This window comes from Aeromonas sobria (genome assembly GCF_000820145.1).
Classification (GTDB): Bacteria; Pseudomonadota; Gammaproteobacteria; order Enterobacterales; family Aeromonadaceae; genus Aeromonas; species Aeromonas sobria.
Map to the genome: position 1 here is coordinate 86,891 of NZ_CDBW01000004.1, position 23,647 is coordinate 110,537.

Annotated in this window: 19 protein-coding genes and 1 pseudogene; 13 read left to right on the forward strand and 7 right to left on the reverse strand. The window is 61.4% G+C overall.

From position 1 onward, the window contains the following. Positions 1 to 22 precede the first annotated feature (22 nt). From BN1135_RS01795 to bacA, 4 genes and pseudogenes are all read left to right on the forward strand, one after another. Positions 23 to 1,081, forward strand: a complete 1,059-nt coding sequence (locus BN1135_RS01795) for a UDP-glucose--hexose-1-phosphate uridylyltransferase (protein WP_042018367.1) — start codon at positions 23 to 25, stop codon at positions 1,079 to 1,081. Beyond that, the gene (gene galK / locus BN1135_RS01800) at positions 1,078 to 2,226 is read left to right on the forward strand and encodes a galactokinase (protein ID WP_042018369.1); all 1,149 of its coding nucleotides are present in this window, start codon (positions 1,078 to 1,080) and stop codon (positions 2,224 to 2,226) included. The genes BN1135_RS01795 and galK overlap by 4 nt, the downstream gene beginning before the upstream one ends. A gap of 64 nt (positions 2,227 to 2,290) precedes the next feature. After that, positions 2,291 to 3,280 (forward strand): galactose-1-epimerase, encoded by a 990-nt coding sequence (galM, locus tag BN1135_RS01805; RefSeq protein WP_042018373.1) that lies wholly within the window; start codon positions 2,291 to 2,293, stop codon positions 3,278 to 3,280. Between the two features lie 114 nt (positions 3,281 to 3,394). After that, positions 3,395 to 4,218: pseudogene (bacA, locus tag BN1135_RS01810) on the forward strand (undecaprenyl-diphosphate phosphatase). Positions 4,219 to 4,284: 66 nt separating this feature from the next. Here bacA and BN1135_RS01815 read toward each other — a convergent pair. From BN1135_RS01815 to BN1135_RS01825, 3 genes are all read right to left on the reverse strand, one after another. Continuing rightward, positions 4,285 to 4,974, reverse strand: coding sequence for a ChrR family anti-sigma-E factor (locus BN1135_RS01815; RefSeq protein WP_042018375.1), 690 nt, complete (start codon positions 4,972 to 4,974; stop codon positions 4,285 to 4,287). After that, positions 4,967 to 5,536: a sigma-70 family RNA polymerase sigma factor gene (locus BN1135_RS01820; RefSeq protein ID WP_042018377.1), complete on the reverse strand. Its 570-nt coding sequence runs from the start codon at positions 5,534 to 5,536 to the stop codon at positions 4,967 to 4,969. The genes BN1135_RS01815 and BN1135_RS01820 overlap by 8 nt, the downstream gene beginning before the upstream one ends. A gap of 140 nt (positions 5,537 to 5,676) precedes the next feature. After that, on the reverse strand, positions 5,677 to 6,243 hold the full coding sequence (locus BN1135_RS01825; protein WP_042018380.1) for an LON peptidase substrate-binding domain-containing protein: 567 nt from the start codon (positions 6,241 to 6,243) through the stop codon (positions 5,677 to 5,679). Positions 6,244 to 6,552: 309 nt separating this feature from the next. Between BN1135_RS01825 and argS the strand changes: the two genes are divergently transcribed. The 9 genes from argS to mgtE all read left to right on the forward strand — a co-directional run bounded on the left by argS (position 6,553) and on the right by mgtE (position 18,355). Continuing rightward, on the forward strand, positions 6,553 to 8,298 hold the full coding sequence (gene argS, locus BN1135_RS01830) for an arginine--tRNA ligase (protein ID WP_042018382.1): 1,746 nt from the start codon (positions 6,553 to 6,555) through the stop codon (positions 8,296 to 8,298). Between the two features lie 3 nt (positions 8,299 to 8,301). Then, complete coding sequence (locus BN1135_RS01835) at positions 8,302 to 9,147, forward strand: SPOR domain-containing protein (protein WP_042018385.1); 846 nt, start codon at positions 8,302 to 8,304, stop codon at positions 9,145 to 9,147. Between the two features lie 188 nt (positions 9,148 to 9,335). Next, a complete protein-coding gene (hslV, locus tag BN1135_RS01840) occupies positions 9,336 to 9,869 on the forward strand; it encodes an ATP-dependent protease subunit HslV (protein ID WP_042018387.1) in 534 nt (177 codons plus the stop codon). Between the two features lie 68 nt (positions 9,870 to 9,937). Then, complete coding sequence (hslU, locus tag BN1135_RS01845; RefSeq protein ID WP_042018389.1) at positions 9,938 to 11,266, forward strand: HslU--HslV peptidase ATPase subunit; 1,329 nt, start codon at positions 9,938 to 9,940, stop codon at positions 11,264 to 11,266. 271 nt (positions 11,267 to 11,537) lie between these two features. Then, on the forward strand, positions 11,538 to 14,084 hold the full coding sequence (gene nirB, locus BN1135_RS01850; protein ID WP_042018392.1) for a nitrite reductase large subunit NirB: 2,547 nt from the start codon (positions 11,538 to 11,540) through the stop codon (positions 14,082 to 14,084). 100 nt (positions 14,085 to 14,184) lie between these two features. Beyond that, positions 14,185 to 14,502, forward strand: a complete 318-nt coding sequence (nirD, locus tag BN1135_RS01855) for a nitrite reductase small subunit NirD (protein ID WP_042018394.1) — start codon at positions 14,185 to 14,187, stop codon at positions 14,500 to 14,502. A gap of 57 nt (positions 14,503 to 14,559) precedes the next feature. Further along, positions 14,560 to 15,372, forward strand: coding sequence for a nitrite transporter NirC (nirC, locus tag BN1135_RS01860; RefSeq protein ID WP_042018396.1), 813 nt, complete (start codon positions 14,560 to 14,562; stop codon positions 15,370 to 15,372). A gap of 12 nt (positions 15,373 to 15,384) precedes the next feature. Continuing rightward, positions 15,385 to 16,785 (forward strand): siroheme synthase CysG, encoded by a 1,401-nt coding sequence (cysG, locus tag BN1135_RS01865; RefSeq protein ID WP_042018398.1) that lies wholly within the window; start codon positions 15,385 to 15,387, stop codon positions 16,783 to 16,785. A gap of 145 nt (positions 16,786 to 16,930) precedes the next feature. Beyond that, complete coding sequence (gene mgtE, locus BN1135_RS01870; RefSeq protein ID WP_042018400.1) at positions 16,931 to 18,355, forward strand: magnesium transporter; 1,425 nt, start codon at positions 16,931 to 16,933, stop codon at positions 18,353 to 18,355. A gap of 87 nt (positions 18,356 to 18,442) precedes the next feature. Here the strand turns inward: mgtE and BN1135_RS01875 are convergent, their stop codons facing one another. The 4 genes from BN1135_RS01875 to BN1135_RS01890 form a co-directional block, all read right to left on the reverse strand. Next, complete coding sequence (locus tag BN1135_RS01875) at positions 18,443 to 19,408, reverse strand: ABC transporter permease (RefSeq protein ID WP_042018403.1); 966 nt, start codon at positions 19,406 to 19,408, stop codon at positions 18,443 to 18,445. Positions 19,409 to 19,410: 2 nt separating this feature from the next. Further along, positions 19,411 to 20,529 (reverse strand): ABC transporter permease, encoded by a 1,119-nt coding sequence (locus tag BN1135_RS01880; protein WP_042018405.1) that lies wholly within the window; start codon positions 20,527 to 20,529, stop codon positions 19,411 to 19,413. 82 nt (positions 20,530 to 20,611) lie between these two features. Continuing rightward, positions 20,612 to 22,192: an ABC transporter ATP-binding protein gene (locus BN1135_RS01885; RefSeq protein WP_042018407.1), complete on the reverse strand. Its 1,581-nt coding sequence runs from the start codon at positions 22,190 to 22,192 to the stop codon at positions 20,612 to 20,614. An 85-nt stretch (positions 22,193 to 22,277) separates the two neighbouring features. Next, positions 22,278 to 23,276, reverse strand: coding sequence for a BMP family lipoprotein (locus tag BN1135_RS01890; protein WP_042018409.1), 999 nt, complete (start codon positions 23,274 to 23,276; stop codon positions 22,278 to 22,280). Positions 23,277 to 23,647 lie beyond the last annotated feature (371 nt).

The window sequence follows — 23,647 nt, forward strand, 5'->3', positions numbered from 1 at the left end:
AATATCTTATTCAGGAGAGATGATGTTCAACCCCGTCGATCATCCCCATCGCCGCTTCAACCCGCTGACCGGTCAGTATGTGCTGGTCTCCCCCCACCGGGCCAAGCGCCCCTGGCAGGGACAGGTGGAGAAGGTGAGTCAGGCCCCCAAACAGGCCCACGATCCCGACTGCTTCCTCTGCGCGGGCAACACCCGGGTCACCGCTGACATCAACCCCGACTACAAGGGCACCTTCGTTTTTACCAACGACTTCGCCGCCCTGATGCAGGATACCCCGGCCGCCGACAACGCAGGGGACCCCCTGCTGAAGCTGGAAGCCGCCCGCGGCACCAGCCGGGTCATCTGCTTCTCGCCAAATCACGGCAAGACCCTGCCCGAGCTGCCGCAGCCCGCCATCGAAGGGGTGATCACCACCTGGATGGATCAGGTCGCCGAGCTGTCGGCCCAGTGGCAGTGGGTGCAGGTCTTTGAAAACAAAGGGGCCGTCATGGGCTGCTCCAACCCGCACCCCCACGGCCAGATCTGGGGCAGCGACTTCCTGCCCAACGAGATCGCCCGTGAAGAGCAGCACCAGCGCGACTGGCTGGCCGAACATGGCCGCCCCATGCTGCTGGAGTATGTGGAGCGGGAGCTGGCGGATCGCTCGCGCATCGTGGTGGAGACCGAACACTGGCTCGCCGTGGTCCCCTTCTGGGCTGCCTGGCCGTTCGAAACCCTGTTGCTGCCCAAGGCGCACGTCCCCTCCATGCTCAACCTGACCAAGGCCCAGCAACAGGATCTGGCGGTGGCGCTCAAGGAGCTCACCAGCCGCTACGACAACCTGTTCGAGTGCAGCTTCCCCTACTCCATGGGCTGGCACTTTGCGCCGCCCAAATCGGATTGCCCCGAGGCATGGCAGTTGCACGCCCACTTCTATCCGCCCCTGCTGCGCTCCGCCACCGTGCGCAAATTCATGGTGGGCTTCGAGATGCTGGCAGAGACCCAGCGCGACCTTACCCCCGAGCAGGCTGCCGAACGGCTGCGTGCCCTGAGCCCCATTCACTACAACCAGACCAGCCACACCAATGAGGAGGCCCTATGACCCCCAGCCAACGCGTCAGCACCGTTTTTGCCGAGCAATTTGCCAAAAAGCCCGACCTGCTGGTGCGCGCCCCCGGTCGCGTCAACCTCATAGGTGAACATACCGACTACAACGACGGCTTCGTGCTGCCTTGCGCCATCGACTACGAGACCTGCGTCGCCATCGGCCTGCGCGATGACCAGCTGGTGCAGGTGATCGCCGCTGACTACGACAACCAGCGCGACCAGTTCGACCTCGACCAGCCCATTGAGCACCACGCCGACCAGCGCTGGAGCGACTACATCCGCGGCGTGGTGAAATATCTACAAGCCCGTGGTTATGCCCTGCGCGGCCTTGATCTGGTGGTTTCCGGCAACGTGCCGCAGGGTGCGGGCCTCTCCTCCTCCGCCTCGCTGGAAGTGGCCATCGGCCAGGCCTTCAAAGAGGCGCTGGGGCTAGACATCACTCAGGCCGAGATCGCCCTCAACGGCCAGCAAGCGGAGAACAAGTTCGTCGGCTGCAACTGCGGCATCATGGATCAGATGATCTCCGCCAGCGGCAAAACCGATCATGCCCTGCTGCTCGACTGCCGCTCGCTGGAGACCCGCCTCATCCCCATGCCAGCGGATCTGGCGGTGCTGATCGTCAACTCCAACATGCGCCGTGGTCTGGTGGACAGCGAATACAACACCCGTCGCCAACAGTGCGAGACCGCCGCCCGTCACTACGGGGTCAAGGCACTGCGCGACCTGGATCTGGCCGGTCTGGAAGCGGGCAAAGCCGGGCTGGATGAGGCCTGTTACCGCCGTGCCCGCCACGTGGTCGGCGAAAATGCTCGTACCCTGGCGGCAGCCGATGCGCTGGCCAGCCACGATCTGACCCGCCTCGGCGAGCTGATGGCCGAGTCACACGCCGCCATGCGCGATGACTTCGAGATCACCGTGCCCGCCATCGACGGTCTGGTGGAGATCATCAAGGCCAGGATCGGCACCGATGGCGGCGTGCGGATGACCGGTGGCGGCTTCGGCGGCTGTGTGGTCGCCCTGCTGCGCCCCGAGAAAGTGGCTGAGGTGATCGCCGCCGTCGAGGCAGAGTACCCTGCTATCTCAGGCCGCAAGGCTGACTGCTACGTCTGCCGCGCCAGCGCGGGGGCGGGAAAACTATGAGCCCATTTATGATGCAGGCCGACGGCTACGTCTACCGGATCGGCAACACAGGTGCAGGCAAGTTATGAGCAGCGCCATGACCCCATTCGAGCTGGAAAACGAGGAGGGGCTGCGCCTGCGCGGCCTCGATTTTGGCGCCACCCTCACCTCCCTCACCCTGCTGGTAGCGGGCCAGCGCCGTGAAGTGCTGCTGGGCTGTGCCGACGACGCCTATCCCACCCAGCAGGTGTGGCTGGGGGCGGTGGCAGGGCGCTTTGCCAACCGCATTGGCGGCGCCGAGCTGGTGCGCGCTGGCGAGCGCTGGCCGCTGGATGCCAATCAGGCACCCAACTGCCTGCATGGCGGGCAGGCAGGCTTTCATCGTCAGCGCTGGCAGATCAAGGAGCTGGAGGCGGATCGGGTCAAGCTGATGTTGCTCTCCCGAGCGGGGGATCAGGGCTTTCCCGGCAATCTGCGGGTAACGCTGGAGTACCGGCTGGAGCAGAGCGATCTGGTGGTCGATTTTATGGCCAGCACGGATGCAGCGACCCCGGTCAGCCTCACCAGCCACACCTACTTCAATCTCGATGAGAACTCGGACGGTAGCGATGTGCGTGACCACCTCATCAGCATTAATGCCGACCACTTTCTGCCCAGCGACCCGAGCGGTTTGCCGATCGCCATCACTCCGGTGGAGGGGCCATTCGATCTACGCCACGAACGCCTTGTCGGCCAGGATTGGCTGAGCCATTCCCAGCAGCAACAGGCCAAGGGGTACGATCATGCCTTTGTGCTCAACGGCCCGACATCAGAATGGGCCGCTCGGGTGGTGTCGGGAGACAAGCAGCTGGCGATGGAGGTCTACACCAACCAGCCCTCGCTGCAGTTCTATACCGGCAACTGGCTGACCAATACCCCGAACCGCAGCGGCCAGTCGCACCGGGATCACGACGGCTTCTGTCTTGAGGCGCAACAGCTGCCGGACAGCCCCAATCGACCCGAGCTGGGCAACCCCTGGCTGCTGCCGGGCGGGCGTTATCACCACCAGACCCGCTACCGTTTTATCCGCGACTGACTTAAAGGTTTCACGATTTTTACATAGCCTCAGCAGTCACAATCGAGCAAGATAAGCCGCCCCGAATTCTCTGTCGGGGCTTTTTTTGCATCAACGTAGCAAGGATTCTGTTCGATGACTGACACTTATAGCCTGCTGGTCGCCTTTATTCTGGGCGTCGTCGAGGGGCTGACCGAGTTTCTCCCCGTCTCCTCCACCGGCCACATGATTATCGTCGGCCATCTGCTGGGCTTTGAAGGGCCCAAGGCCGCCACCTTCGAAGTGGTGATCCAGCTTGGCTCCATTCTCGCCGTGGTCGCCGTCTTCTGGCGCCGCCTGTTTGGCCTGATTGGCATCCACTTTGGTCAGAAGCCGTCTCAGGATCACGCCACCCTGTCGCTGGTCCACATCATCCTCGGCATGCTGCCTGCCATCGTCATCGGCCTCGCCGTACACAGCTGGATCAAGGCCAACCTGTTTGGCCCGGAGACTGTGATGTACGCACTGGTGGCCGGGGGCATCTTGCTGATCATCGCCGAGAAGTGCCGCCCTGCCGTCACCGCCGAAACCCTGGATGACATCAGCTACAAACAGGCATTCGGTATCGGCCTGTTCCAGTGTCTGGCCCTGTGGCCCTGTGGCCCGGTTTCTCCCGCTCCGGCGCCACCATCAGTGGTGGCATGCTGATGGGGATCAGCCGTCACGCAGCCGCCGAGTTCTCCTTCCTCATGGCGGTGCCCATGATGGTGGCGGCCAGCGGGCTGGATCTCTACAAGAGCCGCGACTTCCTCTCCATGGCCGACTTCCCGATGTTTGCGGTGGGCTTTATCACCGCCTTCGTGGTGGCAATGTTTGCGATCAAGACCTTCCTGGCCTTGATCCGCCGGATCGACTTTATCCCGTTCGCCATCTACCGCTTTATCGTGGCGTTCGCCGTCTATCTGGTGTTTGTCGCCTGACCGGCAGCCAGCAATGGAATGAAAAAAGGGACCAATTTGGTCCCTTTTTCTATGGCGTCATTGTGCTCAGTAGAGGTGCTGGCTGATGCCGTTGAGCAGCCGCGACAATCCCTTGGTGAACTGCACCGGCGCATCCTGCACCGTGTAGCAGAGGCAGCCATCGGGCGTGTGCGGACTGTGGGAGTGGCTGGCATCGCGCCAGATAAAATCCCCCGCCTGATAACAGGTATCGCCATCCTGAATATTGCCCGCCAGCAGCAGGGTCAGCTCATAGCCCTGATGGGTATGCTCAGGGATGCGACCACCCGCCTCGATATGGAGCAGGCTGGCGCGCGCGCCCATCTCGTCCAGCGGCAGACTCTGCTGACGAATGGCCCCGATATGGCGCCACTTGGGGGAGCGGTAGCGGGCCAGCACCCGCGGCAAACGGTAGGCGTGACCGGCCACCTCCAACTCGGTGGGCTGGGCTCGGGGCAGATCGATAACGGGTGCGGCAACCGATTCGGGCTGCGCCAGAATATCCGCCAGCATGGCGTCAAATCCGGCGTCCAGCGCCACGTCATCGCGGGAGGCCAGCTCGGGCTCTGCTGGCGAGGCAAGATATTGCTGCGCCAGCTCCTCTTCGAATGTTTTCAGTCGGGCAGCGCAATCGGGGCAGAGTTCACAGTGGGCGGAGAGCCCCACCGCCAGCGGCAGAGGAAGCTCGTCGGCGGCGAAGGCGCGCAGCATAGGGTCGGTCGGATGGGCTTTAATCATGGCCTTGCTCCACTTGCTCTTTCAGTTTCTGTAACGCCAGTCTGAGGCGGGACTTGATGGTACCGAGCGGCACGCCGAGTCGCTCCGCCAACTCCTGCTGGGAGAACTCCTGCAGATAGATGCCACGCACCACCTGCTGTTGTGGCTCCGGCAGGGTGCCCAGATAGTGGGCCATCTGACGGGTCAGCACCGCATCCTCACCACCGCTCAGGTGCTCCTCTTCGGCCTGAAACTCCAACACCGGCCACAGCTCCTCGGCACAGAGATCCTCCTTGCTGGCGCGACGGCGGCGCAGCATGTCGAAGCACTGGTTGCGCATCACGGTATAGATCCAGGTGGTCGGCGCCCCCTTCTCGGGGTGGTAGAGGCGCGCCTTCTGCCACACCAGCAGCAGTGTCTCTTGTACCAGCTCCATGGCGTTGGCCTCGCTGCCGAGATGGCGCAAACCGTAGCTACGAATGCGCGGCGCGAAGTGCTGGAACAGGTGGGCAAAGGCCGCCTTGTCGGCGTGCTCTGCCACCCGTATCAACAGGGCTTCCAGGTCGCCATTAGGGTTATCCATCACGGGTGATGTCCTGCGTATGGTCGAGTGTGGTTGGCCAGTATATGCCATTGCGCCATCCCTTTGATGTGCTGTCGAGCGTGCTGTGGTGATGACTATTACGACCTTGCAGCGCTGGCGGATCAGCAGGTCAGAAAAAATCAGTGGCTGGCCACCAGCACTCCCTTGAGCAGGGCCATGGCCGGTTGATTGTCGGCAGCCACCAGCAACAACTGCTTCTGCTCGGGGGGGATCGGCAGCACCTCCAGCCAGCGCTGGGCCACCCAGTTGCCATCATCCCAGCGGGGCTCGGTATAAAGAGCGGCATAGTCGGGGTAGTCGGCAAACACCTCCTGCAGCGCCTCCACCAACGGCTGCTGATCGGGATGGAGCCGCTGTGATGGCCAGGCCGTCAGCGGCGTCACCTCGCCGATGCGCAGGCCGTCTGGCTCCTGCCACAGATCATCTATCTGCACCCGCTCTATCCCCTGCACCGTGATCCCCAGCATGCCGTCCGGCAGCTGGTCGAAATCGATGATGGTGACCCGGGTGGCGATGGGCAGCATGTTGCGCAGGGCATCGGGCTGGCGAGGGTCCACCATGCAGAGGGCAAAGCCGGACTCCCCCGCCTCGGCAATCATCCGCTGGTATCTCGGTTCGAAGATCCGCAGCGGCATGATGCCGCCGGGCAGCAGGTGGGCAGAAAGGGGAAACAGCGCCAGTCGCATCGCAAACTCCTCGGTTGGTAACCTCTATTGATACGCCGGGCCAGAGGGAGGAGATCATTCCCGTCATCGGGAAAGGAAAAACCCTTAACAATCAGGGGAAAATAGCCTGGACAACCCGCTTCGATATGCAGTAGAAATGGATAAGCACCATATTACGGTCAATCTTCCGGATATTGGCGCCAAAAGCAGTGAAATATCCGCCCGACAGCGAGCGGCGGGTCATCCCTATAGTTTTCTCGGGCCGATGCGGGTAAAATTCACGCCCTTATATATCAGTCATTTTTCGACGCGCAACCTTGGTGGTCAGTTATGAAAGAGCATATTCATCATCTACTTGAACAAACGGTAGCCAATCTCAAGTCAGCAGGCATCCTGCCGGCGGACCTGGAAGCCCGCGTGCAAGTAGACCGATGCAAGGAAAAAGCTCACGGCGACCTGGCTACCAACCTGGCCATGCTGCTGGCCAAACCGGCCCGCAAGAACCCGCGTGAGCTGGCCACTGCCATCATCGAGCATCTGCCTGCCTCCGACCTGATCGCCAAGGTCGAGATCGCCGGTCCCGGCTTTATCAACTTCTTCTTCGACCAGCGCTGGCTGGCCGGTCAGGTCGAGGCCATGGTGACCTCTGCCAACGCCAACGTACGGTTGCCCGCGCCACAAACCGTGGTGGTGGACTACTCCGCCCCCAACGTGGCCAAAGAGATGGCGGTGCACCACATCCGCTCTACCGTACTCGGTGACGTAGCCGCTCGTGCGCTGGAGTTCCTCGGCCACAAGGTGGTGCGTGCCAACCACATCGGCGACTGGGGTACCCAGTTCGGCATGCTGATCGCCTATCTGGAGAAGATGGCCAACGAGCACGCCAGCGACATGGCGCTCAAGGATCTGGAAGCCTTCTACACCCAGGCCAAGCGTTGCTACGACGAAGACGAAGCCTTCGCCGAGCGCGCCCGTAACTACGTGGTCAAGCTGCAGGGTGGCGATGAGTACTGCCGCACCATGTGGAAGAAGCTGGTCGACATGACCATGGAACAGAACCAGATCAACTACGACCGCCTGAATGTCTCCCTGACCAACAAGGACATCATGGGCGAGTCCATGTACAACGACATGCTGGCGCAAATCGTTGCCGACCTGAAAGCCAAGGGGCTGGCGGTCGAGAGCGAAGGGGCCACCGTGGTCTTCCTGGACGAGTTCAAGAACAAGGATGGCGAGGCCATGGGCGTCATCATCCAGAAGAGCGATGGCGGTTTCCTCTACACCACCACCGACATCGCCTGTGCCAAATACCGTTATGAGACCCTGGGCGCCGACCGTGTCATGTACTTCATAGACTCCCGTCAGCACCAGCACCTGATGCAGGCCTGGACCATCACCCGCAAGGCGGGCTATGTGCCGGAATCCGTCCCGCTCGAGCACCACGCCTTCGGCATGATGCTGGGCAAGGATGGTCGTCCCTACAAGACCCGCTCCGGTGGCACCGTCAAGCTGGTTGACCTGCTGAACGAAGCGGAAGAGCGCGCCGCTGCCCTGCTGGAGAGCCGCAACAGCGACCTCTCTGCCGAAGAGAAGGCCAACGTGGTCAACGCCATCGCCATGGGCGCGGTCAAGTATGCGGATCTCTCCAAGAACCGTACCACCGACTACATCTTCGACTGGGACATGATGCTGTCGTTCGAAGGTAACACTGCCCCTTACCTGCAGTACGCCTACACCCGGATCCAGTCCATCTTCCGCAAGGCCAACATCGATGCCAGCACGCTGACCGGCAACGTGACCCTGAACGAAGAGGCCGAAGAGGTGCTGGCCCAGAAGCTGATCCAGTTCTCCGATGCGGTCAACGGCGTGGCAGACAAAGGCATGCCGCACCTGCTCTGTACCTACCTGTACGAGTTGTCCGGCAACTTCATGACCTTCTATGAAGCCTGCCCGATCAACAAGGATGGCGTGGACGAAGCAAGCCGTCAGAGCCGTCTGCTGCTGTGCGCCGCCACCGCCAAAGTGCTCAAGCTGGGCCTCGGCGTACTGGGTATCCATACCCTGGAGCGCATGTAATAGATGGCAACCCGGGATTATGTCGGCAGCCGCCCGCGACGTCGGGCGGGTGGCCGCAATACCAAGAAAGCGGCCCCTCGCCGCTTTCCTGTTATTCCAATCCTGCTGGTCGCAGCACTGCTGGCAGGCTTTGGCGGCTTCCTTTACATGATCAATGGCAAGGGCAACGACGCCCCCACCATTGAAGAGCAGGTAAAGGCCAACAAGCCAAAAACGCAGAATAACGGGCTGCCACAGGAGAAGTGGAGCTATATCGAGCGGCTGGAGAACAAGCAGGTCGATATCATAGAGCCACCGACCCAGCCAGGTGTGCTGCCACCACCACCGGCAGAGACCCTGACCCTGCAGCCGAGCAAACTGCCGCAACCGGTGCCGACCGACATCCCCCAGCCGGGTACTCCGATTGGCCAACCCAAGCCTTATCTGCCCAATCCGGCGACCACCCCCTCCACCTCGGGTGCACCGGTTGCCAGCGCGCAAGAGCAGGCGATCGACCGCAAGGCCGACCGGGAGCGGATGGAGCGGGAGATCCGCGCCGAGCTGGAACGGGAGCGCGCCGCTGCCGCCAAAGCCCAGCCCGCCAGTGCCCCAGCACAACCGGCCGCGACCGACAATGGCCGCTATATGATGCAGTGCGCCGCCTTGCGCTCGCAGGATTCTGCAGAGTCGCTCAAGGCCCGTATCGCCTTCACTGCTGGGCTCTCTTCCAGCTTGCAGGTGATCAATGGCGCCAACGGCACCGTCTACAAGGTGATGGTTGGCCCCTTCAACGGCAAGGCGGCCGCCGACGCGGCCAACAGCAAGCTGCAGGGCTCCGGCATCAGCGGCTGCATTCCCAAGAAAGGATAATTCTCTTACCGATGACACAGGGCCGGGTGGCAACATCCGGCCCTGTTCTTTTGGGGCCGCTCACCCCCTCGGCATCCCGTCACAGCGTTTATCCCGATAAAAGGCAGGGTTGAAAAGCCGCTTTGCCATCCCCATCTTTCTTGCCATGCACAGTCAGGCCGTCATTCGGCTCAAGCGAGGTAAGTAAAGTGACTACCATAGTTTCAGTTCGCCGCAACGGTCAGGTCGTCATCGGTGGCGATGGCCAAGTCTCTCTTGGCAACACCGTCATGAAGGGCAACGCCCGCAAGGTTCATCGTCTCTATAACGGCAAGGTGCTGGCCGGTTTCGCTGGCGGTACCGCCGACGCCTTCACCCTGCTTGAGCGTTTCGAAGCAAAACTGCAGGCCCATCAGGGTAATCTGGAGCGCGCCGCCGTGGCGCTGGCCAAAGATTGGCGCACCGATCGCGCCCTGCGCCGCCTCGAGGCGCTGTTGGCCGTGGCCGACGAACACAAATCTTTCATCATCACCGGCAACGGTGACGTGGTGCAGCCAGAGCACGATCTCATCGCCATCGGCAGCGGCGGCAACTTCGCCCAATCCGCCGCCATCGCCCTGCTGGAAAACACCGAGCTGGATGCCAGGAGCATCGTCGAGAAGTCCCTCAAGATCGCCGGTGATATCTGCGTCTTTACCAATGGCAACCACACCATCGAAGTGCTGGACTACGCAGCCAAATAACGGCGCGAGCCAACGACCACATTCTTCAAGGGGTGGGCCCTGCCCGCCCCGGATACAGGAACCCTATCATGTCCGAGATGACTCCAAGAGAAATCGTCCACGAGCTGGATCGTCACATCATTGGCCAGGCCGATGCCAAGCGTGCCGTCGCTGTTGCCCTGCGTAACCGCTGGCGCCGGATGCAACTCGATGAAGAGATGCGCCATGAAGTGACCCCGAAAAACATCCTGATGATCGGCCCGACCGGGGTCGGCAAGACTGAGATCGCCCGCCGTCTGGCCAAGCTGGCCAACGCCCCCTTCATCAAGGTCGAAGCGACCAAGTTCACCGAAGTGGGCTATGTCGGCAAGGAAGTGGACAGCATCATCCGCGATCTGACCGATGTCGCCATCAAGCTGGTGCGCGAGACCGAGATGGAGAAGATGAAATTCCGTGCCGAGGAAGCCGCCGAAGAGCGCATCCTCGACGCCCTGCTGCCCAACCCGCGCAATACCTGGGGTGAGGAGGAGAAAGCCGACAACTCCAACACTCGCCAGATCTTCCGCAAGAAACTGCGGGAAGGTCAGCTGGCTGACAAAGAGATTGAGCTAGAGCTCTCCGCCAGCCCGATGGGGGTCGAAATCATGACCCCGCCAGGGATGGAAGAGATGGCCAACCAGCTGCAAGGGCTGTTCCAGAACCTCGGCCAGAGCCAGAAGAAAAAGCAGAAGATCAAGGTCAAAGAGGCCATGAAGGCGCTGATCGAAGAGGAAGCGGCCAAGCTGGTTAACCCGGAAGAGCTGAAACAAAAAGCGATCGCCGCCGTCGAGAACAACGGCATCGTGTTCCTCGACGAGATCGACAAGGTCTGCAAGCGTGGCGAAAGTTCAGGCCCTGACGTTTCCCGTGAAGGGGTTCAGCGCGACCTGCTGCCGCTGGTCGAAGGTTGCACCGTCAACACCAAACACGGCATGGTCAAAACCGATCACATTCTGTTTATCGCCTCCGGCGCCTTCCAGATCGCCAAGCCGTCAGATTTGATCCCCGAGCTGCAGGGTCGTCTGCCGATCCGGGTCGAGCTGACAGCGCTCACCACCAATGATTTCGAGCGGATCCTGACCGAGCCGAACGCCTCCCTGACCGCCCAGAGCAAGGCGTTGATGGGCACTGAAGGGGTCAATATCGAGTTCACCAAAGAGGGCATCCGTCGACTGGCTGAAGCCGCCTGGCAGGTCAACGAGCGCACCGAAAACATCGGCGCCCGCCGCCTGCACACCGTGATGGAGCGGCTGATGGAAGACATCTCTTATGATGCCTCCGAGCAATCTGGTGCGACCTTCGTCATCGACACCGACTACGTCAACGCCCACCTCGGCGCCTTGATCGAAGACGAAGACCTGAGCCGCTACATCCTGTAAGCCTGCTCAACACCCCGCTGGTCGAACGCCTCCCCGTATGGAGGCGTTTTTTTTCATCTCCCCCCATCCCACTCCCTTCTTTAACTACCCCGACAACCTGCCAGATCCACTGCACCACTGGTCTACCTACTTAGATATAACTATTAATCTCAAGGGATTACCTCTGACGAGATATATAAATAGACACTTGATTTGCATCAATTGCCCGCCCCGACCGACTGGGTAGCCTAGCCCCAGAATGATGTTTTATTACTCCAAACTAGAGGCAATCATGAGCAAAGTCAGACTGGTCGTTGTGGGCAACGGCATGGTGGGGCACCGCTTCATCGAAGAGCTGATCGAGCGGGCCGACCCGGGCCGCTACGAGATCACCGTCTTCGGTGCAGAACCCCGTCCCGCCTACGATCGCGTCCATCTCTCCTCCTATTTCTCCCATCACACCAGTGAAGATCTCTCCCTCGTCAAACCCGGATTCTACGACAAGCACGGCATCCGCCTGCTGCTCGGCGAAGCGGTGAAAAAAATCGACAGGGCCAACCGCGAAGTGCACTCCAACAAGGGCACTGTGGTCGGGTACGACAAGCTGGTGCTGGCCACCGGCTCCTACCCCTGGGTGCCCTCCATTGCAGGCAGTCAGCACCACGAGTGCTTCGTCTATCGCACCATCGAGGATCTGAAAGCCATCCGCAACGCCGCCAAAAGCGGCAAGAACGGGGTGGTGATCGGTGGCGGCCTGCTTGGCCTTGAAGCCGCCGGCGCCCTCAAGGCATTGGGCCTCGAGACCCACGTGGTGGAGTTTGCTCCGGTGCTGATGGCCGAACAGCTCGACGGTCAAGGCGGCCAGCTGCTGCGCCGCAAGATCGAATCCATGGGCGTGCAGGTGCACACCAGCAAGAGCACCAGCGAGATCCTGATGAATGGCGGTGAGCAGGCGAAACACCGCCTCGCCTTTGCCGACGGCAGCCAGCTGGAAGTGGATGTGGTGGTCTTCTCCACCGGCATCCGCCCGCAAGACACCCTGGGCCGCTACGGTGATCTCGCCATCGCCGAGCGCGGCGGCATCGTCATCGACGATCACTGCCTCACCTCCGATCCCGATATCTACGCCATCGGCGAGTGCGCCGCCTGGCAGGGCCGCTTCTTCGGGCTGGTGGCACCGGGCTACAAGATGGCCCAGACCACCGTCGATCATCTGCTCGGCGGCGACAGCCGCTTCGAAGGGGCGGACATGAGCGCCAAGCTCAAGCTGCTCGGCGTCTCCGTCGGCTCCATCGGTGATGCCCACGGCCGCACCCCGGGCAGCCACAGCTATGTGTTTCAGGATGATCAGGCTGGCGTCTACAAGAAGATCGTGGTGAGCGAAGACAACAGCCGCCTGCTCGGCGCCGTGCTGGTGGGTGATGTGGAAGATTACGGCAACCTGCTGCAGATGATGCTCAACGCCCTGCCGCTGCCGAGCCACCCGGATACCCTGATCCTGCCCGCCTACGCCGGTGCCAAGCCGACGCTGGGGGTGGATGCCCTGCCGGAAAGCGCCCAGATCTGCTCCTGCTTCGACGTCTCCAAGGGCGACATCGCCCAGGCAGTAGCCGAGGGTCACACCACGCTGGCCGCCATCAAGCAGCATACCAAGGCCGGTACCGGCTGCGGCGGCTGTGTGCCGCTCATCAGTCAGGTACTCAACGCCGAGCTGGTGAAGCAGGGCATCGAGGTCAACAACCACCTCTGCGCCCACTTCCCCCACTCCCGTCAGGAGCTGTTCCATCTGGTCAAGGTGGAGGGGATCAAGAGCTTCGACGAGCTGCTGGCCAAGCATGGTCAGGGCTATGGCTGCGAGGTGTGCAAACCGACCGTCGGCTCCATCCTCGCCTCCTGCTGGAACGAGCATGTGCTGAGCCCGCGCAACACCCCGCTGCAGGACACCAACGACATCTTCCTCGGCAACATGCAGAAGGACGGCAGCTACTCCGTCATCCCGCGCATGGCCGGTGGCGAAGTGACCCCGGAAGGGCTGCTGGCGGTGGCCGAAGTGGCCCGCGACTACCAGCTCTACACCAAGATCACCGGTGCCCAGCGCATCGGCCTGTTCGGGGCCCAGAAGGATGATCTGCCCGCCATCTGGCGCAAACTGCTGGCGGCCGGTTTCGAGACTGGTCAGGCCTACGCCAAGGCGCTGCGCATGGCCAAGACCTGCGTCGGCAGCACCTGGTGCCGCTTCGGCGTGCAGGACAGCGTCGGCCTCGGGGTCTTCCTCGAAAACCGCTACAAGGGCATTCGCACCCCCCACAAGATGAAGTTCGGTGTCTCCGGCTGTACCCGCGAATGTGCGGAAGCCCAGGGCAAGGATGTCGGCATCATCGCCACCGATGCGGGCTGGAACCTCTACGTGGGTGGCAACGGCGGCATGAAGCCGCGCCACGCCGACCTGCTGGCCTCCGATCTCGACCGCGAGACCCTGATCAAGCTGATCGACCGCTTTATGATGTTCTACGTCACCAGCGCCGACAAACTGCAGCGCACTTCGGTCTGGCTCGGCAATCTGGAGGGGGGCGTCGACTACCTGCGCGAGGTGATCGTCGATGACAAGCTGGGGCTGGCCGAGACGCTAGAGCGCGATATCCAGACCCTGATCGACAGCTACGAGTGCGAATGGTCGCGCACCCTCAACGAAGAGGAGGCGCTCAAGCGCTTCAGCCACTTCATCAACAGCGACAAGCGCGATCCGGACGTTCAGTTCGTTGCCGAGCGCGACCAGCACAGACCCGCCACTCCGGCCGAGCGCATCCCCGTCTACCAGATCGAGGTGGAAACCAAATGATGAAACTTGCCTGCCAACGCAATGACATCCTGTCGGGCTGCATGGACGTTTGCGCCCTGCTCGATAGCCAGTTCATCCAACTCGACGTGGAGATTAAGCGATGAAATTAGCCTGCCAACTCAACGACATCCTGCCGGGCACCGGTGTCTGTGCCCTCATTGAAGGTCGCCAGATCGCCCTGTTCCGCCCGAGCGCGGCGGCCGAGGTGTTCGCCATCGACAACCGGGATCCCTTCTTCGCCGCCAACGTGCTGTCGCGGGGCCTGATCTGCGAACACGACGGTGAGCTCTGGGTGGCCAGCCCGCTCAAGAAGCAGCGCTTTCGCCTGAGCGATGGCCACTGCTTCGATAACCCGGCGATGTCGGTTCAAAGCTACCCCGTTGCAGTACGCGACCAGCAGGTCTGGGTCGCCGTCTAAAGCCGATTTCACTCTCTTTCGGGCTGCCTGAGGGCAGCCCTTTCAAGGACTCACAAGATGTACACGGAAACCATCAACAAGTGCGCTGCCAACGCGGCCCGCATCAACCGCTTCGAGCGCAGCGACAAACTCGGCTTCTGGCTCAGCTCCGCCATGGCGGGGGCCTATGTGGGCCTTGGCATAATCCTCATCTTCACCCTCGGCAATCTGGTTGATCCCGCCATCCGGCCGCTGGTGATGGGAGCCACCTTCGGCATCGCCCTGACCCTGGTCATCATCGCCGGCTCCGAGCTCTACACCGGCCACACCATGTTCCTCACATTCGGGGTGAAGAGCGGCAAGATCACCATGGCCGACCTGCTGCGCATCCTGCCCCAGACCTGGGCGGGCAACCTGATTGGCTCCGTCGTGGTGGCGCTCATCTACTCCTACGGCGGCAGCCTGCTGCCGGACGCGGGCAGCCTGGCTCACAAGGTGGCGCTGGCCAAGACTCAGGCGCCGGCGCTGACCCTGTTTATGAAGGGGATCCTCTGCAACTGGCTGGTCTGCCTCGCCATCTGGATGGCGCTGCGCACCGAAGGGGCCGCCCGCTTCATCGCCATCTGGTGGTGCCTGCTGGCCTTTATCGCCTCCGGCTACGAGCACTCCATCGCCAACATGACCCTGTTCGCCCTCTCCTGGTTTGGCGCTCACTCAGACGCCTACACCTTGGGCGGCATCGGCCACAACCTGCTGTGGGTGACCCTGGGCAACACCGTCTCCGGCGTTCTCTTTATGGGCCTCGGCTACTGGTATGCCACCCCGAAAGCTGAGCGCCCGGTCGCGGTGACCGACGCCACCAGCACCGCCAACCAGACCCAAACCGCCTGATCAGGAGGCCCCATGGACTACTTGCCCATCTTTTGCCGACTCGACAACAAACCCGTGCTGCTGGTCGGCGGCGGCGAGGTAGCGGAGCGCAAGGCGCGCCTGCTGCTGGATGCCGGTGCCCGCCTCACCGTAGTAGCGCCCGAGCTCGACCCCGAGCTGGCAGCCCTTGCCGCAACGGGTGAGCTCGAATGGCTGGCCGGTGAATTTGCATCGGAACAACTGGCGGGCAAGTGGCTGGTGGTGGCCGCCACCGATCGGCGCGAGGTGAATGCGCTGGTCTACCAGAGCGCCAATCAGGCGAGGATCTTTGCCAACGTGGTGGATGACCCGAAACGCTCCAGCTTCATCATGCCGTCGATCATCGATCGCTCGCCGCTAATGGTGGCCATCTCTTCCGGTGGTAAGGCGCCGGTGCTGGCCCGGCTGCTGCGGGAAAAACTCGAAGCCCTGCTGCCGCAACATCTGGGGGCCGTGGCGACCTTTGCCGGCAGCCTGCGGGATCGGGTCAAGGCCCGCTTCGCCACCATGGGAGAGCGGCGCCGCTTCTGGGAGCGGCTGCTCGGGGCTGACCGGCTCGGGCAGGCGCTGGCGCGGGGCGATAGCGCCTCTGCCCACCAGCTGGCCGACAACCTGTTTGCCGACGAAAGCCACACCGCTGGCGAAGTGGTGCTGGTGGGAGCAGGCCCCGGCGATCCGGGTCTGCTCACCCTGCACGCCCTGCGCCAGATGCAGCAGGCGGACGTGGTGGTCTATGACCGGCTGGTCTCTGACGAGGTGATGGCACTGGTGCGCCGGGATGCCAAGCGCATCTTCGTCGGCAAGCAGGCGGGCAACCACTGCGTGCCGCAGGATGGGATCAACCAGCTCTTGCTGGAGGAGGCGAAGAAGGGACAACGGGTGGTGCGGCTGAAGGGGGGCGACCCCTTTATCTTCGGCCGCGGCGGCGAAGAGCTGGAGACGCTGGTTGGTACTGGCATCGGTTTTCAGGTGGTGCCCGGCATCACCGCGGCCAGCGGCTGCGCCGCCTACGCCGGTATTCCGCTGACCCACCGCGATCACGCCCAGAGCGTGCGCTTCGTCACCGCCCACGGCAAAGGTGGCGCCCGAGATCTCGACTGGCCACTGCTGGCCAAAGACCAGCAGACGCTGGTGTTCTATATGGGGCTCTCATCTTGCGCCACCATCCGCGAACAGCTGCTGGCCCACGGCAAGGCGAGCAACACGCCGGTGGCGTTGATCGAGCGCGGCACCCAACCCTGCCAGCGGGTCATTCGCGGCACCCTCGATGAGCTGCCCACGCTGGCGGTGGGGGTCGAAAGCCCCGCGCTGATCATAGTGGGCTCGGTGGTGACTTTGGCCGACCAGCTCGCCTGGTTTGGCGAGGCGCCACAGCTCCAGCGAGCCCTCGCCTGAGAGATTCTCGGCAAACGATCATGAGGCCACCAGCAGGTGGCCTCACTTTTACCCCCCTCTTCTCCTATCACGGTCATAACCTGCTGTTTTAAGTCTGGTATCCTATGGGCATTGCGCCCTTGGCCACTCTTTCAGGAATTCATCCATGTCTCTTCCCATCAAGAACAGCGCCCGGCAGCGCGCGGAAGACAGATCCCGCATCCTTAGCCTGCTACTGACTGACGACGCCCTCACCGATAGCTTGCTCGACCCGCAGGTCGAACAAGATGCCGAGCAGCGGGACCAGACCAGCGAATTGAGCGGGCTGGCCAACAACTTGCCGGCAGCCGACGTCGCCGATGCGCTGGAGTCACTGCCGCCCGATGAGCGCCATGCCCTGTGGGCACTGGTGGATGAGGCACGCCGTGGCCAGATATTGGTAGAAGCATCCGAAACCGTCTGGGACAGCCTGATCAGCGGCATGAGTGACAAGGAGCTGCTGCACGCCCTGCGCACTCTGGATATCGACGACCAGATCTATCTGGGCCAATACCTGCCGCGCAACCTGATGGGACGGCTGCTTACCTACATGGCCCCCGCAGAGCGGGATCAGGTGCGGGAGGTGATCCGCTACGGTAAACATACCGTTGGCGCCATGATGGACTTCGAGATCATCACCATCCGCCCCGAGGTGAGTCTGGCCACGGTGCAGCGCTATCTGCGACTGCGTCGCAAGATCCCCGCCAACACTGACAAGCTGTTCGTCATCGACCGGCGCAACCACCTGCTGGGGGAGCTGCCCCTGACCACTGTGCTGCTCAACAAGCCCGCCACGCTGGTCAAGGAGGTCATGACGCAAGATCCGGTCACCTTTGATCCGGAAGACAACGACGAAGCTGCGGCCCGTACCTTCGAGCGGGATGACCTGCTCTCCGCCGCCGTGGTGGATGGCAAGGGCAAGCTGATGGGCCGTATCACGGTCGAAGAGGTGGTCGATCTGGTTTATGAAGAGAGCGATACCGATCTGCGCCGGATGGGGGGTATCAGCGAGGATGAAGATGTGTTCGCCCCGGTTGGCAAGGCGGTCAAGACCCGCTGGGCCTGGCTGGCCCTGAACCTCTGCACCGCCTTTGTTGCCTCCCGGGTGATCGGCATGTTCGAGCACACCATTTCGCAGCTGGTGGCATTGGCGGCCCTGATGCCCATCGTCGCCGGGATCGGTGGCAACACCGGCAACCAGACCATCACCATGATAGTGCGAGCGCTGGCACTGCAACACATTCAGGCGGGCAACCTCTCTTTCCTGTTAGTGCGCGAGCTGGGGGTGGCCCTGATTAACGGTCTGGTGTGGGGTGGCATTATGGGATTAGTGACTTTCTTGCTGTATCAGGACCCTGCGCTCGGGGGCGTCATGACCCTGGCCATGGTACTCAACCTGCTGGTGGCGGCCCTGATGGGAGTCATCATCCCCATGACCATGACCCGCCTTGGCCGCGACCCGGCGGTAGGGGCCAGCGTGATGATCACCGCCATCACCGACACCGGCGGCTTCTTTATCTTTCTGGGGCTAGCGACCCTGTTCCTGCTGTAACAAGCTACCTCTCCATCATCAAAAAACAGGCCCACCGAAGTGGGCCTGCTGCTATCTGTGTGGTCGGGAATATCGCGATAAAGGGCGCTACTCCCGCTCCTTCACATAAGGGGTGCCGAGCGCCTTGGGCGCCACTGCACGGCCGATAAAGCCCGCCAGCAGGAACACCGTCAGGATGTAAGGCAGTGCCTCGATGGCCTGTACCGGAATAGCGAAGTCACCGATAGTCACCCCCTGCAGCCGGATGGCGACGGCATCAAGGAAACCAAACAGCAGACAGGCTGCCAAGGCACTCCAGGGGCGCCACTTGCCAAACACCAGTGCCGCCAGCGCCATAAAGCCCTTACCCGCACTCATGTTGGGGATGAACTGCGCCGTCTGGGCTACCGCCAGATAGGTGCCGCCGATACCCGCCAGCAAGCCGCCGATGATCAGCGCTGTGTAGCGCATCCGCACCACCGAGATACCGGCGGTATCGACCGCTGCCGGAGCCTCGCCCACCGCCCGCAGCCGCAACCCGAAGCGGGTGCGGAACATCACCCACCAGGCCAGCGGGACGCAGGCAAATGCCACGTACTCCAGCAGGGAGTGGCCACTGAGCAGCTCGCTGTAGAGCTGGCCGATCACCGGCACATCATAGAGCTCCTTGGCATAGGGGAACTCGATGGGGGCGAACCGGGCATCGCCGGACAGTGCCGGGGTCTGGCCACCCTGATCGAACCAGTAACGGCCCAGAGTAACGGTCAGACCGGCCGCCAGAATGTTGATGGCCATGCCGCTCACCACCTGATCACCACGGTGGGTGATGGTGGCAAAACCGTGCATCAGGGCAAACAGGATGGAGACGCCCACCCCGGCCCCCAGACCCACCCAGGCAGAACCGGAGACCGCAGCCGCCGCACCACTGGCGAACGCCGCCGCCAGCAGTTTGCCTTCCAGCGCGATGTTGACCACCCCGGAGCGCTCGCAGAACATGCCCGCCATGGCGGCGAGAATGAGCGGCGGCGCGGTACGGATGGTGGCATCCAGCATCAGGATCAGAATTTCAAACATGATCAGACTCCCTTGGCTTGCGCGGCTGAACGGTTGGCAAACGCCAGATAGAGCTGCTCGATGCGCGGACGCATCATGTGCTCAAGGGCGCCACAGAACAGGATCACCAGACCCTGCAATACCACCACTATGTTGCGGTCAACCCCGAACTCGAAGCTGAGCTCGGCGCCCCCCTGATAGAGGAAACCGAACAGCAGGCTGGCGATGATGACGCCGACCGGATGGTTGCGCCCCATCAGCGCCACCGCGATACCGGTGAAGCCGAACCCTTCCACGAAGTTGAGTTTGATCTGGTGCAGCTCACCCTGCAGCACGTTGAGGGCAAAGAAGCCCGACAGCATGCCGGAGATCACCATGGCCAGGATCACCACCTTGGGATAGGAGATACCGGCATAGGCGGAGGCACTTTGGCTGGCCCCGACCGAGCGGATCTCGTAACCCCAGCGGGTGTGCCAGATAAAGACCCACACCAGTGCCGCGCAAATCAGCGCCCAGATAAAGCTGATGTTGAGCGGGCTGTTGGGCATCTCCATGCCGAAGGTGCTCGCCAGCGAACTCATCTTGGGCAGCCAGCTAGCCTCGGCAAACACCTTGCTCTCGGTCGCCATCGAGCCGGGCGGCTTGAATACCTCCACCAGCAGATAAGCCATCAGCGAGGCGGCGATGAAGTTGAACATGATGGTGGTGATCACGATGTGGCTACCGCGTTTGGCTTGCAGCCAGGCCGGAATAAAGGCCCAGGCCGCACCAAACAGACCACCGGCAATGATGGATAGCGGCAACAACAAGGCGAACGGCAGCACATCGCCGAGGGTCAGACAGACCAGACCGACCCCGAGGCCTCCGATATAGGCCTGACCTTCACCACCGATATTGAACAGACCGGCGTGGAAGGCGACCGCCACCGACAGACCGGTAAAGATAAAGCCGGTTGCGTAGTAGAGGGTGAAACCGACCCCTTCACCGGTGCCGAACGCGCCGTACCACATGATCTTGGCGGCATCGATCGGGTTGATGTCGAGGTAGTAGAACAGAATGGCCGACACCAGGAAGGCCAGCAGGATGTTGACCGCAGACAAGACGCCCACGGAGACCCAGGCAGGAATACGGACTTGGCTCATCAGTGGGCCTCCTTGGCAATCTGGTCAGGCACTGGTGTATTGACCATCATCAGACCGGGCTGACTACAAATGGATGTGATGCTCATGACTTAGCTCCTTGGGGCTGACTGGCAGCCACCTCGTCGGGAACTATGTTCGCCATCATCAAACCAATGGTGCGCTCATCAGCCTTGGCACCATCCAGCTCGCCGACGATGCGACCATCGGCAATCACCAGGATCCGGTCAGAGAGGCTCATGATCTCGTCCAGCTCCACCGAGACCAGCAGCACCGCCTTGCCCTTGTCACGCATGGCGATGATCTGCTGGTGGATATACTCGATGGCGCCGATGTCGACCCCGCGGGTCGGCTGGCCGATCAACAGCACATCCGGGTTCTGCTCCACTTCACGGGCGATCACCAGCTTCTGCTGGTTACCACCGGAGAAGTTGGCGGTCTTGTGATCGGGATGGGGTGGGCGCACGTCCCACTTCTCCATCTTGGCCTGACAATCCTGCTGGATCGCCTCCTTGTTCTGCAGCCACCCCCGGTTGTATTGCGGGCGGCGGTGATAACCGAGGATAAAGGCCTCTTTCGCCTCGAAGCGGTTGATCAGCCCCATCTTGTGGCGATCTTCCGGCACATGGCCAAGGCCGTAATTGCGCACCTGCTCGGGATCAGCCGGATGCTCTGCGCTCACCTTGTTGATCCCGCTCTGGCTGCTGATGGTAAAGCTACCCTTGCTCGGCTTGATGATGCCGCCAAGCAGGCTGAGCAACTCGGACTGGCCGTTGCCAGACACGCCAGCGATGCCGACCACTTCACCGGCCCGCACCTCGAAGCTGACCGATTTGACCCGCTCCACCTTGCTGGCGTCGAAGTAACTGAGCCCCTCGACCTTGAGCTTGGCCTCCCCCGGTTGGGTTGGCCCTTTATCGACCTTGAGCCGCACCTTGCGACCCACCATCAGCTCGGCAAGTTGTTCCTTGTCGGTATCCTTGGTGGCAACGTGCGCCACCATCTCGCCCCGGCGCATGATAGAGACCTGATCGGTAATGGCCAGGATCTCCCGCAGCTTGTGGGTGATGAGGATAATGGTCGCCCCCTGGTCCCGCAGTTTTTTCAGCACCTCGAACAGGTGATCCGCCTCTTGCGGGGTCAGTACCCCGGTCGGCTCGTCGAGGATCAGGATGCGGGCACCACGATAGAGCGCCTTGAGAATTTCGACCCGCTGTTGCAAGCCAACCGGCAGATCTTCGACCTTCTCGTGCAGCGGCACGTCGAGGCCATAATCCCGCGCCAGTTCGCCCAGCAGTTTTTCGGCCGACGCCACGCTCTGCTGAAGGTGCCAGCCGTTCTCAGCGCCGAGGATGACGTTTTCCAAAACAGTGAAGTTGTTCACCAGCATAAAGTGCTGGTGCACCATGCCCACGCCTGCGGCAATCGCATCTTGTGAGCCATGGGGTTTGAACGGTTTCCCGTCGATCAGCATCTCGCCTTTGTCGGCATGGTAGAAACCATAAATGATGCTCATCAGGGTGGATTTACCGGCGCCATTTTCGCCGACAATGCCGTGGATACTGCCTTTGCGAACCTTAAGGTCGATCAGCTTGTTGGCGTACACTTCGCCGAACCGCTTATCGATACCTCTTAATTCGATGGCATAGCGATCTGTCTGGTCCATGATGCAGCCCTGCGTTTCATGAAAGAAGACTAAAAACCGGCCCGTGCGGGCCGGTCGTGCGTTGAGAGTCGTAGCAACTATCTAATTAGTATTTGCAGGTGTTATCGCTCATGTAGTCATGAACTTTGATCTTGCCTGAAATGATGTCGGCCTTGATGGCATCCACCTTGGCTTTCATTTCCGGGGTGATCAGCTTCTCGTTGTACTGATCCAGTGCCCAATCCACACCGCCCTCAGCCAGACCGAGGTTCTGGATACCCGGCTTCCACTGGCCTTTGGCAGCGTCATCCCAGGTTTTGTATGCGGCCAGACCGACCGACTTGACCATGGAGGTCAGCATGGTGCCCGGTTGCAGGTGGTTCTGGTTGGAGTCTACGCCGATGGCCAGTTTGCCTTCGTCTTTGGCAGCCTGGTAAACACCGATGCCGGTACCGCCAGCAGAGGCATAGACCACATCAACACCCTTGGCGAACTGGGACTTGGCCAGCTCGGCACCCTTGGCCGGGTCAGCAAACGCCGCCGGGGTAGAGCCGGTCATATTTTGCAGCACGTCGATCTTCGGATTGACGTATTTGGCACCCTGCTCGTAACCGCACTGGAATTTGCGGATCAACGGGATATCCATACCGCCCACGAAGCCAACCTTGCCACTCTTGGAGGCGATGGCCGCCAGCGCACCCACCAGGAAGGAACCTTCATGCTCCTTAAAGATCAGTGACTGCACGTTCGGCTTATCAACCACCATGTCGATGATGGCGAACTGGATGTTCGGGAACTCGCCAGCCACTTTCTCTACCGCAGAACCCATGTTGAAACCGACCGCCACGATCGGCGTGTTGCCACGGCTGGCCAGACGACGCAGACCCTGCTCGCGCTGGGCTTCGTTCTGGGGTTCAAACTCTTTGATCTTGACCCCTTTGTCCTTGTTGAAGAGCTCGACGCCGTTACGGAACACGGCTTCGTTGAATGACTTGTCATACTTGCCCGCGGTGTCATAAATCACGGCTGGCTCGGCGGCAGCCTGAACAGAGAGGGCAGTCAGAGTGAGGGCGGCCACAGTGGCCAGCTTGAGCACTTTAGTCACGATCGTATCCTTGATTGTTATTAAGTGAGGGAACTTGCTTGCCTGTTAAAACAGGCTATCTAGCACGCAGGGTTACTCTAAGTCAGCCCCGATGCGGGTCAAGCAAATGATAAGGGAAAAACGTTTGCGTTAACGGTTTGAATTATAAGCAAATAACCTTATAAGGAGTTGTTTTTTAGCTACTTTTCAGTTTTTTATGCTGACAATTAAAAGACCCAAACGACATTTTGCTTATTGTTCAGCAAGTTACTGTAAACCGTTTTCCCCACTTATTCACCTCTCCCCCCGATCAGCCCGTGATCAGGCTCGCAAAATCCCCATAAACAGCGCGAGCAAGGGTTGGCTGCAGCTGGAAACCTCCCGGCGATCAT